Here is a 13,880-nt window from a genome sequence, read left to right as displayed (position 1 = left end):
CCGGGGTGCTGATGGCTACCTCCTGGAGCGCGCACGTCCTTGCGCGAGTTCGTGAGTAGCGGGAGACTGGCCCCATGGACAGCCCCAGAGTCAATAATGACGAGGGTCCAGTTAGGCGACCGTGGCGCTTCGACTTCACCCTCGAACGGGACACGTCCGTAACGCAGCAGACGCAGCTCACCCGAGCGCTCATCCACGAGATCCAGCGCGGGAGGCTCCCTCCGGGCTCGATGCTACCAGGAAGCCGAACCCTCGCAGACCAGCTCGGGGTGAATCGGAAGGTGGTCGTCGCGGCGGTTGACGAACTCGTCGCCCAGGGATGGCTCGAGACGCGCCCCGCCTCTGGAACGCGCGTGGCGGCCTCCCTACCGCGCTCGGCGATCGCTGACGTCGAGTTGCCCACGCAGCGCAAGACGGCCTGGCCCCGTCGGGACACCTCCCTCGTGTCGATAACCGATGGGTTGCCGGACCCTCGGCTCGCGCCGCAGGCCGAGTTGGCGCGCGCATACGCGCGGGCGCTTCGCTCACTCAGCCGAGCGGCGGCGGGCTACGGCGACGCAGCAGGAGATCCGAGCCTCCGCGAAGTGATTTCGAGCTTCGTCAATCAGGCTCGCGGGCTCTCCACAACCATCGATGAGATCTTCCTCGCTCGTGGAGCGCAGGGCGCGCTCGGTCTCTACGCACTGGCGATGCTCGAACGTGGCGACGTGGTCGCTGTGGAGGTGCCAGGTTACGCACCTGCGTGGCGCGCGTTCGAGTTTGCGGGGGCTAAGGTCTCGTACATCCCCATCGATGGCGAGGGCTTGAGGACCGACGTCCTCGAGAAGACGGCGCGGAGGTTGTCGGGCAAGTTGAAGGCCGTCTACGTGACGCCGCATCATCAGTACCCGACGTCGGTCTCCATGACGCCGGAACGACGGATAAAGCTGCTGCAGCTTGCCGAGCACTTCGACTTCACCATCGTCGAGGACGACTACGACTACGAGTACCACTTCGAAGGTGAGCCGCTGCTACCGCTCCACGCGACCGGAGGCTCGCGGCGCGTCGTCTACATCGCGTCGCTGTCCAAGCTGCTCGCGCCGACCGTGCGGCTCGGCTACCTCGTCGCGTCGGAGGAGTGCATTCGCAAGCTGAAGGAAACGCGTGAGCTGCTCGAACGACAAGGTGACGTCGTCCTCGAGCACGCCATCGCGGAACTCTTCGAAGACGGGACACTCCAGCGTCACGCGAGGCGAGCCCGTCGAGAATACAAAGCACGCCGAGATCACCTCCTCTCGCGGCTCCGCGCGACGCCTGCGCTCGACGAGTGCTTCGACTACTCCGTGCCGGCGGGTGGGTTGGCGCTGTGGCTGACCCTGCGCAGGGGGAGCATCGACTCGTTGGTGGCAAGGGCGCGTGAGGAGCACCTGCTGATGGCCCCAGGCTCCACCTATCTTCCCAAGGGACGCCTGGACGCCGTTCGGCTCGGGTTCGCCGCGCACACGCCGGACGAGCTTACGCGAATCTGCGACACGCTCGCCCGTTGCATTCCAAGCTGACCGCCCCGCTGTCCCCCTCCAGCCTCCCGGGCGGCTTTGGCGGCGGGTGCTGGCGCACGTGAAGGGGGGGGCGGTGAGCGCCGTCAGGCTCGTGCCGCAGCCGGGCGTGGACGGCGGGATGAAGCCCGCGCTGCAGTTCGTGTTGGCGGACGGGTCGGACAGGTACAGACCACGGATGAACTGCACCTGCGCGGGCGTCAGTTGGTGCCCGTGCGCCTCGAAGAGCAGCTTCAGCCGGGAGACGACCTCCGTGCGAAGCTGCGCGCCACCGGCTCCGGCAGGGAGACCCGAGGCGAGCCCTTGCTTCACCAGACAGTCGTACTTGGCGGTGACCTGCACGGCGGTAGATGCGGCAGTGAGCGCCAGGTCGTCACACGCGCGGCAGAGCGGCTGCTGCACATAGAGCGGCGAGGGCTCGTAGTTCTTCGGCGTCATCGTCGCCCACTTCGCGGCTGCCGCCAGCTTCACGGAGTTCAGTGAGGTGTCCGCGGGGTGGAACAGCGGGTTCGCGTTGCAGGCGGTGGCCACGTCATTGCCGAAGTTGTTGTGACGGCTCGTGGTGGAGATGGGCTTGGACGGGTCGGGGCACGGGGGGCCCGTGGACGCACCACAGGCCGCGTCTGCCTTGGCGATGTACGTGGGCCACTGGGTCAGCGTGAAGGTGCACCGCGCGGGCCCAGGCTCTGGCAGGAGCGAGGGCCCTCGGCGGGGTCGTGAAGGCTGTCAGCGATGGGAACGGAGCCCGCGCCGGATATTTCCGGGGATTATTCCGTTCCCGGTGCGCCCAGGCTCAGCCTCGAACATGGCCCACGGGTCGACTGGTCCATGTCTTCGCCACTTCGATTGCTTCGACGACCTGCACCTTCGGCGAGGTGTCTCACTGCAGGCGGGTCAGCTAGCCCTGAGAGCGAGAAGCGTGGTCGTCAGCCAGCGTTCCACCCTCTGTCGAATGGCCCCCCGCGTACCCGGAGGCAAGTGTGCCGGATTCAGGTGGCCAGCCACGAGTTGCGCCGTGCCGCGGCATGGGGCAGGGAAGGAACCATGCACAGCCCCATTCTCGCTCCCATCGTCGCGCTCGTGTCCTGGTCCATGGTCATGTGGGCATGGATGTATGCCACTCGCTTGCCGGCCATGTTCAAGGTCAGCATGAAACCCGACCCGTATGCACCGCGCGGCGAGCAGATGAGCCAACTGCCGGCCAAGGTGCGCTGGAAGGCCGACAACTACAACCACCTGATGGAGCAGCCGACGATCTTCTACGCCATCACCCTGGCACTGGCCCTGCTGGGCGAAGGAACTGGCCTCAACCTGCTACTGGCCTGGAGCTATGTGGGCCTGCGCGTGGTGCATAGCCTGGTGCAGGCGCTCATCAACAAGATCGAGCTGCGCTTCGCGCTCTTCGTGCTGTCGTCACTGGTGCTGTTCGGACTGACGTTCAAGGCGGCCATGGCTGTGCTCTGACCAGGTCACGGCTCGCCGCGCAGGCGGCATGGGCAGGCGTATATACGCGGTGGCGATCTCCGTCAGCTTGCCCGCCACCCTCAACTGAGTCCCTATTCGTCTTATGCGCTATGCGCCTACGACATCTCCAAGCCATGGGCCGCCACATGTGCATCCGGGACATCCCAGAGACCTACGAGGCCTTCGCCACGCACCACGGCCGGCTCCGCGCCGCCGCGTCAGGCAGGCTCGAACGCGAGCTGGCAGCAACCCGTGAGCGCCCCCTCCTCCACCTGGAGCGTGATGTGCTCGATGCCGAACTCGTCATGGAGCCGCCGCTTCACGTCGTCGAGGAAGGCGTCGTCCAGCCGCGGCTCCCGCATGACGAGGTGCGCGGTGAGCGCGGCCTCGGTGGTGCTCATGGCCCAGACATGCAGGTCATGGACCTCGGACACCCCTGGAGTCTGAATGAGCCGCTCGCGCACCTGACGCACGTCGATGTGTCCCGGCACGGCCTGGAGCGCGAGGTTGACGGAGTCCTTGAGCAGCCCCCACGTCCCCACGAAGATGAGGCCCGCGATGACCAGTGTCACCACCGGGTCCAGCCACGCCCAACCCGTGTAGTAGATGAGGAGACCCGCCAGGACGACGCCCAGCGACACGGCCGCGTCAGCTGCCAGGTGGAGGAAGGCGCCTCGGATGTTGAGGTCGCGCTCGCGGCCCTTCCAGAAGAGCAGCGCCGTGGCCGCGTTGACGACGATGCCCACGCCCGCCACCGACATGATGGTGAAGCTGGACACGGTGGCGGGCTGCCCCAGCCGCCGCACCGCCTCCCAGCCCATGCCGCCCACCGCGACCAGCAGCAGCAAGGCGTTGAGCAGCGCGGCCAGGATGGTGGCGCTCCGGAAGCCGTAGGTATGGCGCTCCGTCGCCTTGCGCCGGCCCAGGGCGCTCGCCCCCCAGGCGAGGACGAGCCCCAGCACGTCACTCAGGTTGTGCCCCGCATCCGCCAGCAGGGCGAGCGAGCCGGACAGGATGCCATACGTGGCTTCGACGCCGACGAAGGCCAGGTTGAGACAGATGCCGAGCATGAAGGCACGGCTGTGCGAGTCGGGCGCGGCGTGCGCGTGCCCGTGAGAGTGCGAGTGGGAGTGCGAGTGTCCCGCCATGGAGAACGGCTCCTTCGTTCCAGTTCTCCCTCCTGACGACGCGCCTGGGCCCCGGTTACAGTCCGCCCGCCTCCTCGCAGGGGCAGTCCACGCAGCCCTTGCGGCAGCAAGTGGTTCCGCACGACTGCTCCAGCCTCCGGCCCAGCGCCTGCCGGGCCCGGTGGAGGCGCACCTTCGCGTTGGTGTGGGTGATGCCGGCCGCCTCCGCGAACTCCGCCAGGGTCTGCCCGTCCAGGTCCACCCGCTGGAGCGCGTCGGAGTACTCCGGCTTCAGGGTGGTGGTGAGCGTGGAGACACAGGCGCAGACGGTCCGCTCCAGCTCCGCCGCGTCTGCGGTGGACAGGGGGCTCTCCTCGGCGAAGGCCCGCAGGGCGCGCCCCTGGCGCTGCTCGTGCCGGTAGCGGTCGATGAGCGCGTTGCGAAGCAGGCGGTAGAACCAGGCCACCGCCCGCTCCTCCTCACGCAGGGTGCTCCCGCGCTCCACGCTCTTGAGCAGCGCGGCCTGGAGCACCTCCTCCGCCGCCTCGACGCTCCCGACGTGGGGTGTCAGGAAGGCGAGGAAGCGCTGGCGGTTCTGGAGCAGGAGCGCGAGGACCTCCGGGGACATCGCCCCAGCCTCGCACATCGCGGTGCATCAGCGGGCGTGGACTTCCTGCGTGGGGCAGGCCACGGTGACGGGCATGGCCCACAGCGCGTCGCCTCGCGTGTCAGAGCGGGCCCGGAAGAAGAGGGTGCTGCCCACTCGGGTGAAGGCCTGTGGGTTGGAGCCCCCCAACGGAGAGAGGTCCGCGACCAGCCCCGTCCGTCCGGGCGTGCCGTCCGGCACCCAGGGCTCCAACCTCGTCCCGCCGCCGTCCGCGCTAAAGAGCAGCGTCCCGACGCCGGTGTCGAAGAGCGGCGAGTCGTTCTCGTCGCCGGTGGAGAGCCCCCGGCTGAGCTCCGGCGAAGTCCCCCAACTGCGCGATCCAGGCGCTGCTCCCCGAGGCGCGGGCGGAGTTCGCTGTCAGCCCATCGCTCTGGGCGGACATCGAGGCCCGCGGCGCCGCCACGCTCGACTCCGAGCGGGACTTCTACGTCGCCTCCATCTCCCTCGTTCCCGTTCCCCTCGGTCCGCTCGTCTTCGTGCCCACCATCGACATCATCGGCAGCGTCGCAGGCGGCGCTTCCGCTACCTTCGTGGTCGGAGCGCGGTGCGCGCGCCGACCACGAGAGCTCCGTGCTCCTCTCGTCCAGGAGCAGCGTTCCTCTGGGTGAGCCGCCGCGGCTGAAGGACTTCCCCGAGTGAGAAGCTCGGCTCGTCGGCTGTACGGAGCACGCACGCACCCGGGAAGGCAGTCGAACGGGCTCCGCGCATAGAGCCGCGTGCTCGCCTACCCGCACGCTTCGCCGCCCCCCCGTTCGGGATGATCTCGTCACCGCACGCGGTTCGCGCCGTCCATGACGATCCCAAACTTCTTCAGAGCTTCGTTCATCTCCGCGCTTGTCATTGGCACCGCCGCTCCTGCGCTCGCCGCCCCGGCCACTCCTCCCGCTCCCGTGGCGGAGGTCGGTCCGCACGGAGTGGGGATGCTGTTCCCCTCCGAGCCCTCCGGCAGCAGCTTCCACCTCGGCGACGGCGACCCCACCGACTCCGAGCCATTCTTCGACATGGAAGGCGACGAGGCCACGCCCGGCCTCGAATCCGGCGTCCCCTACTGGTCGACCACCGGCCACCGCGTCACGTACGCGAGCGGCAAGCCCGCCGGAAAGACAGTGCGGCTCCACCTCCGTCCCGGCGGCGGCGAGCAGTCCTTCACCTGGCGTGACGGCGCCCTCGAGAACGGCTTCATCGGCAGCCCCGACGATCTCCTGAACTTCGAGGCCACCGTCTACGTGCGCGTCCACGAGGACAACGGCACGCACCACTCCATGTCCTGGAAGATGCGCGGCGGCCAGCACACGAAGCCCGAGGTGGCGCGCTCGAGCTGCGTCGGCATGGACGTCCCGTTCGGCGGCGCCTCGCCCCAGGCCTACCGCGAGCTCGACCACCCGACCTACGACCACCTCTCGCTCACGCCCTCCTTCGACTACCAGCTGCAGGAAGGTCGCTGGCTCGGCGTGAAGGTGGTCTCGTATCTGGTCGAGGGCGGCACCCGGAACCTGCTGTTCCTCGACACCAATCCCTTCGATGCCTCCGGCACGCCGCGTAACGAGTTCCGCCTCTTCACCGAATGGCACGACCGCGACGGCGAGAGCACCGGTCACTACGATCGGGCGGCCACGTGGGCCGGCTGGGAGACGACGTTCCGCGTGGACGGCTGGCGGCGGGTCGACTTCGCCTACCCCTCGGCACGCGAGATCGTGCCGCCGACCCCGTAAGCGCCCTGGCGCTACGCGCGCTCGCGGTCGCGGGGCTGCTCGCCCCGGCCGATCGCGAGCGCGACGCGTCCGGCCGATGGTGAAGCGAGCGATTCGCGATATGTGCTCGGCAGAGGTGGGGCCCTCGAAGGCGCCCAACGCGATGCCGATCCAGTCGTGCATGCGCGTGTCGAGCGGGTCCCAGAAGAGGGAGGCCCTGCACGTCGAGCAGAAGCCGCGCCGCGCCTTCTCCGACGACCGGAACCACCTCGCGTTGTCCGCGCAGTGAACCGTCAGCGCGGAGCGCGGGACGTCGGTCGACACGAACACGTGCCCCTGAGTCTCCCCGGGTTTTGTCGCTCCACCTCGCCTTACGTGGGCGGCGGCGTCCCCCAAGCAGGAGAGGAGGCGGGGAGGGTGGCCCCTCAGGCAGCGGCCAGGAAGGAGCCGATGAGGGAGAGGACGGCGCGTATGGAATTGGCAGAACTGCTGAGGAGGACCTTGGACTTCGACGTATGCGCCTGCGTGAGGTGGGGAGGCATGCGGCGGGTGCTGGCGTACGTGAGGAGGCGGGAGGGGGGCGAGCGATTCTGGAGCACCTGGGACTGCCCACGGCGAGTGCAAGGCTGGCCCCGGCGCGAGGGCCACCCCAGGCCGCGTGGTGTTGAGGCTCAATCCATCGCCAACAGGCCCAGGCCCCAGCCGCGCCCCTCGTGGGATGAGGCGTGTACCCCAAGGGGGCTCAAGCGGCCGCTCCACCGGCCTGGCACACAGCTCGGTCGACCCCCATCAGCTGCCGTCCTCGTCCGCTCTGCTCCTGCCCGCCACCCTCAACTGAGTCCCTATTCCTCTTATGCGCGGTTGCAGTGGCGCCGGGATGCGCTGGCCCGTCGGATCGCAGGGCTGGACGCGGACATCGTCTGTCTGCAGGAGGTGGAGCCCGACAGCCGGGGAGTTGCTCGACTGGTACGCGCAGAGCTTCGCCGGGCTGCTTCGCTCCCAGGGAGACCGGCGCGCGGCAGAGAAGCACCTTCGGCCCCGCCTGGGCGCGTTGACGCTCCCCGAGGTGACCGCATCCCGCCTTGATGAGGCGCTCTCCGCCGCAGCCGCCGACCTCTCGCCCAAGTCGGTCAACAACCTGCGCGGCTTCGCACAGGGCCTCTTCTCCAAGGCCATCCAGCGCGGGCCCCTCGGAATTGGTATTCCCTCGCTCGGATGGCTCGATGCACTCCCCGAACGTGGACCTTGCCGCGCTGCTCCGGTCCGCGATGAACCGGGCCCAGCTTGTCGAGGGGGGAGCCACGGCAACGCTGCTGCTCAAGGCGCAGGTGCCGCTGGCAGTGGTGCGACGCATCCTTGGGCACGCCTCGCCCACCGTTGCGGCTGGCGTCTACGGCCACCTTGACGTCGAGGACATGCGCGCAGGCCTGGAGCAGCTCAGCTTTCGACCCGCCGAGGAGCCCCTTGCAGCGATGCTCTCGTTGGCCGTGGGCGTCTCGCATGGTGCGCCGGTGGTGCGGACCTCAGCGGGTCCCGCGCAATGGACAGACACCTCCAGAGAGATTCCCGAGAAATTGCGAGGCATTGAGGGGAGTGGGCCCTCCTGGATTCGAACCAGGGACCAATCGGTTATGAGCCGACAGCTCTAACCGCTGAGCTAAGGGCCCTCATGCGCCAACCAACCGCGTGACGGATTGCATATCGCCGGGCGCGCAGTCCTGGCAAGGGGCCTCGTTCCACCCACCCTCAGCGCTTCCGCTTCGTTGCCAGTCCAGGGGCCGGCGCCTCGCGGGGCACCTTCACGCGGAAGGTGTCCCCACGCTGTGCCACTTCCATGCCCTCGGCCCTCAGGCGCCGTGCCTGCTCCTGCGCCACCTGGGGCGCCAGCGTTCCGTCCGAGCGCGTGACGCGCCACCAGGGCAGCGGCAGCTCGGGCTTCTGGGGCAGGGTGGCCATCTCCCGGCCCACGCCCCTCGCCGCCCCAGGACGGCCCGCGTAGAGCGCCACCTGGGCATAGGAGCGCACCTGCCCGCGCGGAATGGCCCGGACCGCCTGCCACACCGCCTTGGAGAAGGGGAGGGGAGCCTTCTTCGCTTCGGCCTTCGCTGTCTTCGTCTTCGCTCGGAGCGCCACGGCCCCGGACTCTAGAAACACGAAGGCCCCCGGTCCACGAATGGAGCGGGGGCCCACGTTTCAGCTCAGCTCAAAAGCGGCTCAGCTCTCCACGAAGGATCGCAGGCGCTTGGAGCGGCTCGGGTGGCGCAGCTTGCGCAGCGCCTTGGCCTCAATCTGACGGATGCGCTCGCGCGTCACCTCGAAGTCCTGGCCCACCTCTTCCAGCGTGTGGTCGGACTTCTCGCCGATGCCGAAGCGCATGCGGAGCACCTTCTCCTCGCGCGGCGTCAGCGTGGCGAGCACCTTCCGGGTCTGCTCCGCCAGGTTCATGTTGATGACGGCGTCGGCCGGCGACACGAGGCTCTTGTCCTCGATGAAGTCGCCCAGGTGGCTGTCCTCTTCCTCGCCAATCGGCGTCTCGAGGGAGATGGGCTCCTTCGCAATCTTGAGGACCTTGCGGACCTTGTCGAGCGGCAGCTCCATCTTCTCCGCGATCTCCTCCGGCGTCGGCTCGCGGCCAATCTCCTGCACCAGGTAGCGGCTGGTGCGGATGAGCTTGTTGATGGTCTCGATCATGTGCACCGGGATGCGGATGGTGCGGGCCTGGTCCGCGATGGCGCGGGTGATGGCCTGACGAATCCACCAGGTGGCGTAGGTCGAGAACTTGTAGCCGCGCTTGTACTCGAACTTGTCCACGGCCTTCATCAGGCCGATGTTGCCCTCCTGGATGAGGTCCAGGAACTGCAGGCCGCGGTTCGTGTACTTCTTCGCGATGGACACCACGAGCCGCAGGTTGGCCTCCACCAGCTCGCTCTTGGCGCGCTCGGCGCGGCGCTCACCCAGACGGATGGCGTCGTAGTTGCGGCGCAGCGACTCGACGGGGAGGTTGGCCTCCTCCTCGACCTTCTTGATCTTCCGCACCGCCGTGCGCACGTCGCGGTCCAGGACCTCCAACTGCTCCGGCGTGAGGTTGAGCTGCTTCTGCAGCTTCTTGCCGATGTTGGGGTTCTCCCGCGACTCCTTCAACTGCGGGCGCAGCTCCTTCATGGAGCAGTCGTAGCGGCGCTCCAAATCCCGCAGCTCGTCCTCGGCCTTGTCGACGCGCTCGATGAGGGCCTTGAGGTTGATGACGATGCGGTCCACCTGCTTCTTGTTGAGCCGCATCTCCTCCAGGACCTCCATCATCTTGGTCCGGAGGTCCTTGATCTCCTGCTTCACTTCCTTCTTGCGGACCTCGGTCAGCTTCTTCTTGGAGGACAGCTCCTCCTCCAGGACGTCGCAGTCCTGGGCGAACTTGCGGAAGCGCTCGATCTGCTTGCAGATCTGCTCGATCTTGTTGAGCTCGCTCTGCGCCAGTTGCGCCGGAGCGTCGCCCTCGCCGACTTCCTCGGGCGCCTCTTCGGCACCTTCGGACTGCGCCTCTTCCGGCGCGTCCTTGATGACGTCGCGCACGCGCAGCTTGGCCGTCTTCAGCTTGTTGCCGATGTCGAGGATCTCCTCGACGGCCACCTTGCACGCCAGCAGCGCGCGGAGGACTTCCTTCTCGCCGTCCTCGATGCGCTTGGCGATTTCGACCTCGCCCTCGCGGGTGAGCAGGCTGACGCTGCCCATCTTGCGCAGGTACAGGCGCACCGGGTCGTTCGACTTGCCGCCCGGCTCGTCGTCCTCGTCCTTCTCGTCCTCGTCGGCGTCTTCCTTCTCTTCCTCGACGGTGACGGTGGGCTTGATTTCGTTGTTCTGAGCGGCCTTCTGCGCGTCGACAATCTCGATGTCGTTGTCGCCGAACATGCTCATCACGTCGTCGATCTGATCGGACGACACGATGTCGGCGGGGAGCGCGTCATTGACCTCGTCGTACGTGAGGAAGCCCTTCTCACGGCCAGCGGCGAGCAGGTCCTTGACCTCCTTGCGCTCGGCGACCGGATCTTCCTCGATGTCGTCCTCGACGGCGTCGGGGTCCACCTGGACGGCGGCGGCGGCCTCTTCCGCGGCCTCCTCCGGGTCCACGTCATCGCCCATGGCCGGCGCCACGCCCTTCTTCTTCTTCTTGAGCTTCTCCGTCGCCTCGGCGACGACGTCCCTCGCGACGAGTTCTTCCTTCTCCTCGGCGCCCGTCTTGGCCCCCTTCGCCGCGGCACCGTCCGGAGCCTTCTTCTTGCGGATCACCGGATCCACCTTCTTCTTGGTCGGCTTCACGGACGCCTTCGAGGGCTTCTGCGTCGGCATTCGGGTACTTCTCCTTGAGCAAATTCAGGGGCTTGAGGCCTGGGCGAGCCGGCCGATCTACCGCAAAGTCAGGGTTTCTTACAAACGCGAACTCAAACCGGTTGCATGGGCGCCTTTGTTCCCGAGGAGGCAGGCTTGAGCTCCTCCAGGACACGCTTCTTGAGCGCCAACAGTTCCACGCGCTCCGCCAGGAGCTGGCGCGTCTCCTCTGTCAGGTCGAACGCCCCCGGGGTCTGCTCTGTCGCCCGCTTTATATAAACGAGCCGCTCGTCGATGCGCCGCACCATGATTTCCCTGCAGATGGAGAGGAACGCCGCCTCCAGGGGAACAGGCTCCGAGGGGAGCTGCCGCAGCGCGCTTTCAATGCCGCGCTTCACGGCTTCCGAGGATTCAAAGAGCGCATCGTTTGCGCCGTGCCCCGACGTCGCATGCGCCAGCGCCATGCGCAGGCCCATGTGGGACAGCTCGTCACACACGCGGAAGGTGTCCCGCGCCATCAACCGTGGCTCTTTCAACACCGCGCCCACGTAGAAGCACTCCAGCGCGGGGGGAGGCTTCTCCAGGGGCGGGGCGGGACGGTTGGGGCTCGAAGGAGGTGCGTCCCCGCCGGCGGGCTTGGGCAGGGGCACCTTGCTGCGCAGGGCCGCCTCCACGTCCGCAGGCCGCCAGCCGAAGTGCTCGGCCACCGCGCTGAAGAGGGTGGCGCGCACCAGGCCGACGGGGACCTGTCCCACCACCGGCTTGAGCCGCTCGAGCGCTGCCATCTTCTCCTCGAAGCTCGCGGCCTTGCCCTCCGGGAGGAGCGAGGCGAACAGGTGGCCGGTGAGCGGGTGGGAGCCTTCCAGCAGCCGTTCCACGCCCTCCTGGCCCTCTCGACGCGCGAAGGTGTCTGGATCATCCCCTTGCGGCAGCAGGGCAACTCGCGCGGTCGCCCCCGCGGCGAGCAGGGGACCGGAAAGCCGTTCGACAGCGGCAAGGCCGGCCGAGTCCCCGTCCAACAGCAGAATCAGCTCGCGGGCCTCGGCGCGCTTCAGCACCTGCATGTGTCCGGCGGTGAGGTTGGTGGAGCACAGCGCCACCGCGTGCCGCACGCCCACCTGGTGCAGGCCAATGGCGTCGAAGTAGCCCTCTACCAGCACGGCGGCCTTGCGCTTGCGAATCTCGTCGCGGGACTGGTCCATGCCGAAGAGCGTCTCGCTCTTGTTGTAGAGCCGGGACTCGCGCGAGTTGAGGTACTTGGGCCCTTCATCCGCGCCAACCAGACGGCCACCGAAGGCGATGGGGCGGCCCTCCGGCGCGCGGATGGGCACCATGACTCGGCTGCGGAAGAAGTCGTAGTAGCCGTCGCCGCTGTTGCGCTTGAGGACCAGGCCGGCCTTCGCCGCCCACTCCAGCATGCCCAGCTTCTGGAAGCGCTCCGTCAGTGAGGCCCATTCGAGGGGCGCCCAGCCCAGGCCGAACGCCATGGCCGTCTCTTCGGAGACGCCGCGGCTGGCGATGTAGGCGCGGGCGGAGCGGCCTTCGTCATGCTGCCACAGCATGGCGCGGAAGTGCTCGGCGGCCTGGTCCGTGGCCTCCTTGATTTGCTGCCGCTCCCGCATGCTGGGGTCCTGCTCGGCCTCCAGGTCCACGCCGAGGTCGCGCGCCAGGTCCCGCACCGCGTCCAGGAACGTCTTGCCCAGGTAGCGCTGGACGAATGACACCGCGTCGCCGCTCGCGCGGCAGCCATGGCAGAAATAGAAGCGCTTCTCCGGCACCACGTAGAAAGAGGGCGTCTTCTCCTGATGGAAGGGACAGCAGGCCTTCCATTCGCGCCCGGCCTTCTTCAGGTCGACATGCCGGGAGATGAGCCCGACGAGGTCCACCCGTTCGAGGACCTCCTGGATCTTGTGCTCAGGAATCACGACTCCCACCCCCTGGCCCACCCCTGGGCGGGCCCAGCGCCTGCATCCTGTCTGACAGGGCTGACGTCGCCTGCCCACCCGCCGACCTGGCGGATCATCCCCATGGGGGCGGAAGCCGGAGCGCTCGCGAAGGCAGGGGGTGTTTGCGGCATGGGGTGGACTCCTGAGGCCCCTGCACGCGACTTCCGCTGGGGTGAGCGGGTGGCGCGGCGGGACTGACCCAGGCACTTAATGACGGGGGGCCGAGGGAGCAAGTTTCCGCATCCCTGTCCAGCCCTTCAATGCAAAGGCGCCGCCGGTTTCCCGACAGCGCCAGCGCTGACCTCAGAATGGTGGAGGGCTCAGGAGAGCTTCGCGAGCTCCGACTTCACGGCCTCGGAGATGGCTCGGCCTTCCGCCTTGCCGTGAATCTTGGCGTTGAGGTTCTTCATCACCGCGCCCATGTCCTTGGGACCCTTGGCGCCAGTCTCGGCGATGGCGGCGCGGACCTCGGCGGCCAGCTCGTCGGCGGTCAGCTGCTTGGGCAGGTAGTTCTGGAGGATGCTGATTTCAGCCTCTTCCTTCTCCGCCAGCTCCGGGCGGCCACCCGTCTTGAACTGCTCCACGGAATCACGGCGCTGCTTGATGAGGCCGGCGATGACAGTGAGGACTCCCGCGTCATCCAGGGCGGAGGCGCCGGGCTCCACTTCCTTGTACTTCACCGCGCTCTTGAGCATCCGCAGCACGCTCAGCGTCAGCTCGCTCTTGGACCGCATCGCGTCCTTCAGGTCCGCGTCGATCCGCTCCTTCAGGGTGGCCATGGTCGCAGCTCCGGAGGGTAAGACGTTGTTCAGGGGGACTTCGACGGCGGGAGCCAGGGCACCTGACATCGGTGGCGCCCCGGCTCCACGCGCGAGGCACGCGCCTAGAACGACTTGCGGGCCTTCTTCACAGCGCGCTTCTTGGCGGCGAGGGCCTTCTTCTTCCGCTTCACGGAAGGCTTCTCGTAGTGCTCGCGCTTACGGATCTCGGAAAGGATTCCAGCCTTCTCGGTGGCCTTCTTGAAACGCTTGAGGGCGCTCTCGATGGACTCTCCTTCCTTCACTCGGATACCGGGCATGCAGTCACCTCCTTCCGCCGTACGTAGATGTGGGTGTAGATCAAAAGGGGCA

12 protein-coding genes and 1 tRNA gene are annotated in these 13,880 nt (G+C 67.7%); 4 read left to right on the top strand and 9 right to left on the bottom strand.

From position 1 onward, the window contains the following. The first annotated feature begins 74 nt into the window (after positions 1-74). Both pdxR and OZ403_RS27525 read left to right on the top strand, forming a co-directional pair. Positions 75-1,538 (top strand): MocR-like pyridoxine biosynthesis transcription factor PdxR, encoded by a 1,464-nt coding sequence (gene pdxR, locus OZ403_RS27530; protein WP_140794337.1) that lies wholly within the window; start codon positions 75-77, stop codon positions 1,536-1,538. 1,041 nt (positions 1,539-2,579) lie between these two features. Beyond that, positions 2,580-2,999, top strand: coding sequence for an MAPEG family protein (locus tag OZ403_RS27525; RefSeq protein WP_140794335.1), 420 nt, complete (start codon positions 2,580-2,582; stop codon positions 2,997-2,999). 218 nt (positions 3,000-3,217) lie between these two features. On the opposite strand, the gene OZ403_RS27520 is transcribed toward OZ403_RS27525, so the two are convergent. The 3 genes from OZ403_RS27520 to OZ403_RS27510 are packed head-to-tail and all read right to left on the bottom strand — an operon-like array spanning position 3,218 to position 4,973. After that, a complete protein-coding gene (locus tag OZ403_RS27520; protein ID WP_268782166.1) occupies positions 3,218-4,147 on the bottom strand; it encodes a cation diffusion facilitator family transporter in 930 nt (309 codons plus the stop codon). 55 nt (positions 4,148-4,202) lie between these two features. Next, a complete protein-coding gene (locus tag OZ403_RS27515) occupies positions 4,203-4,772 on the bottom strand; it encodes an RNA polymerase sigma factor (protein WP_140794333.1) in 570 nt (189 codons plus the stop codon). 9 nt (positions 4,773-4,781) lie between these two features. Continuing rightward, positions 4,782-4,973: a hypothetical protein gene (locus tag OZ403_RS27510; protein WP_268782165.1), complete on the bottom strand. Its 192-nt coding sequence runs from the start codon at positions 4,971-4,973 to the stop codon at positions 4,782-4,784. A 740-nt stretch (positions 4,974-5,713) separates the two neighbouring features. Here OZ403_RS27510 and OZ403_RS27505 point away from each other — a divergent pair. Then, entirely contained in the window at positions 5,714-6,505 is a 792-nt protein-coding gene (locus OZ403_RS27505; RefSeq protein ID WP_237077448.1) for a hypothetical protein, read from the top strand. Between the two features lie 142 nt (positions 6,506-6,647). Next, entirely contained in the window at positions 6,648-6,773 is a 126-nt protein-coding gene (locus tag OZ403_RS27500; protein WP_268782164.1) for a hypothetical protein, read from the top strand. Positions 6,774-8,078: 1,305 nt separating this feature from the next. Here the strand turns inward: OZ403_RS27500 and OZ403_RS27495 are convergent. From OZ403_RS27495 to rpsU, 6 genes are all read right to left on the bottom strand, one after another. Continuing rightward, positions 8,079-8,151, bottom strand: a tRNA-Ile gene (locus OZ403_RS27495). Positions 8,152-8,230: 79 nt separating this feature from the next. After that, positions 8,231-8,617, bottom strand: a complete 387-nt coding sequence (locus OZ403_RS27490; protein WP_237080624.1) for an MGMT family protein — start codon at positions 8,615-8,617, stop codon at positions 8,231-8,233. A gap of 81 nt (positions 8,618-8,698) precedes the next feature. Beyond that, positions 8,699-10,825, bottom strand: coding sequence for an RNA polymerase sigma factor RpoD (rpoD, locus tag OZ403_RS27485; RefSeq protein ID WP_140794325.1), 2,127 nt, complete (start codon positions 10,823-10,825; stop codon positions 8,699-8,701). Between the two features lie 92 nt (positions 10,826-10,917). Next, a complete protein-coding gene (gene dnaG / locus OZ403_RS27480) occupies positions 10,918-12,738 on the bottom strand; it encodes a DNA primase (RefSeq protein WP_268782163.1) in 1,821 nt (606 codons plus the stop codon). 332 nt (positions 12,739-13,070) lie between these two features. Further along, positions 13,071-13,529 (bottom strand): GatB/YqeY domain-containing protein, encoded by a 459-nt coding sequence (locus OZ403_RS27475; protein WP_140856240.1) that lies wholly within the window; start codon positions 13,527-13,529, stop codon positions 13,071-13,073. A gap of 104 nt (positions 13,530-13,633) precedes the next feature. Then, positions 13,634-13,828: a 30S ribosomal protein S21 gene (rpsU, locus tag OZ403_RS27470; protein WP_002614080.1), complete on the bottom strand. Its 195-nt coding sequence runs from the start codon at positions 13,826-13,828 to the stop codon at positions 13,634-13,636. Positions 13,829-13,880 lie beyond the last annotated feature (52 nt).

The sequence above is a fragment of the Myxococcus sp. NMCA1 genome (assembly GCF_026810205.1).
Classification (GTDB): Bacteria; Myxococcota; Myxococcia; order Myxococcales; family Myxococcaceae; genus Myxococcus; species Myxococcus xanthus_A.
Note: the sequence above shows the minus strand (reverse complement) of the source record. Positions and strands in the feature narration are given on the sequence as shown.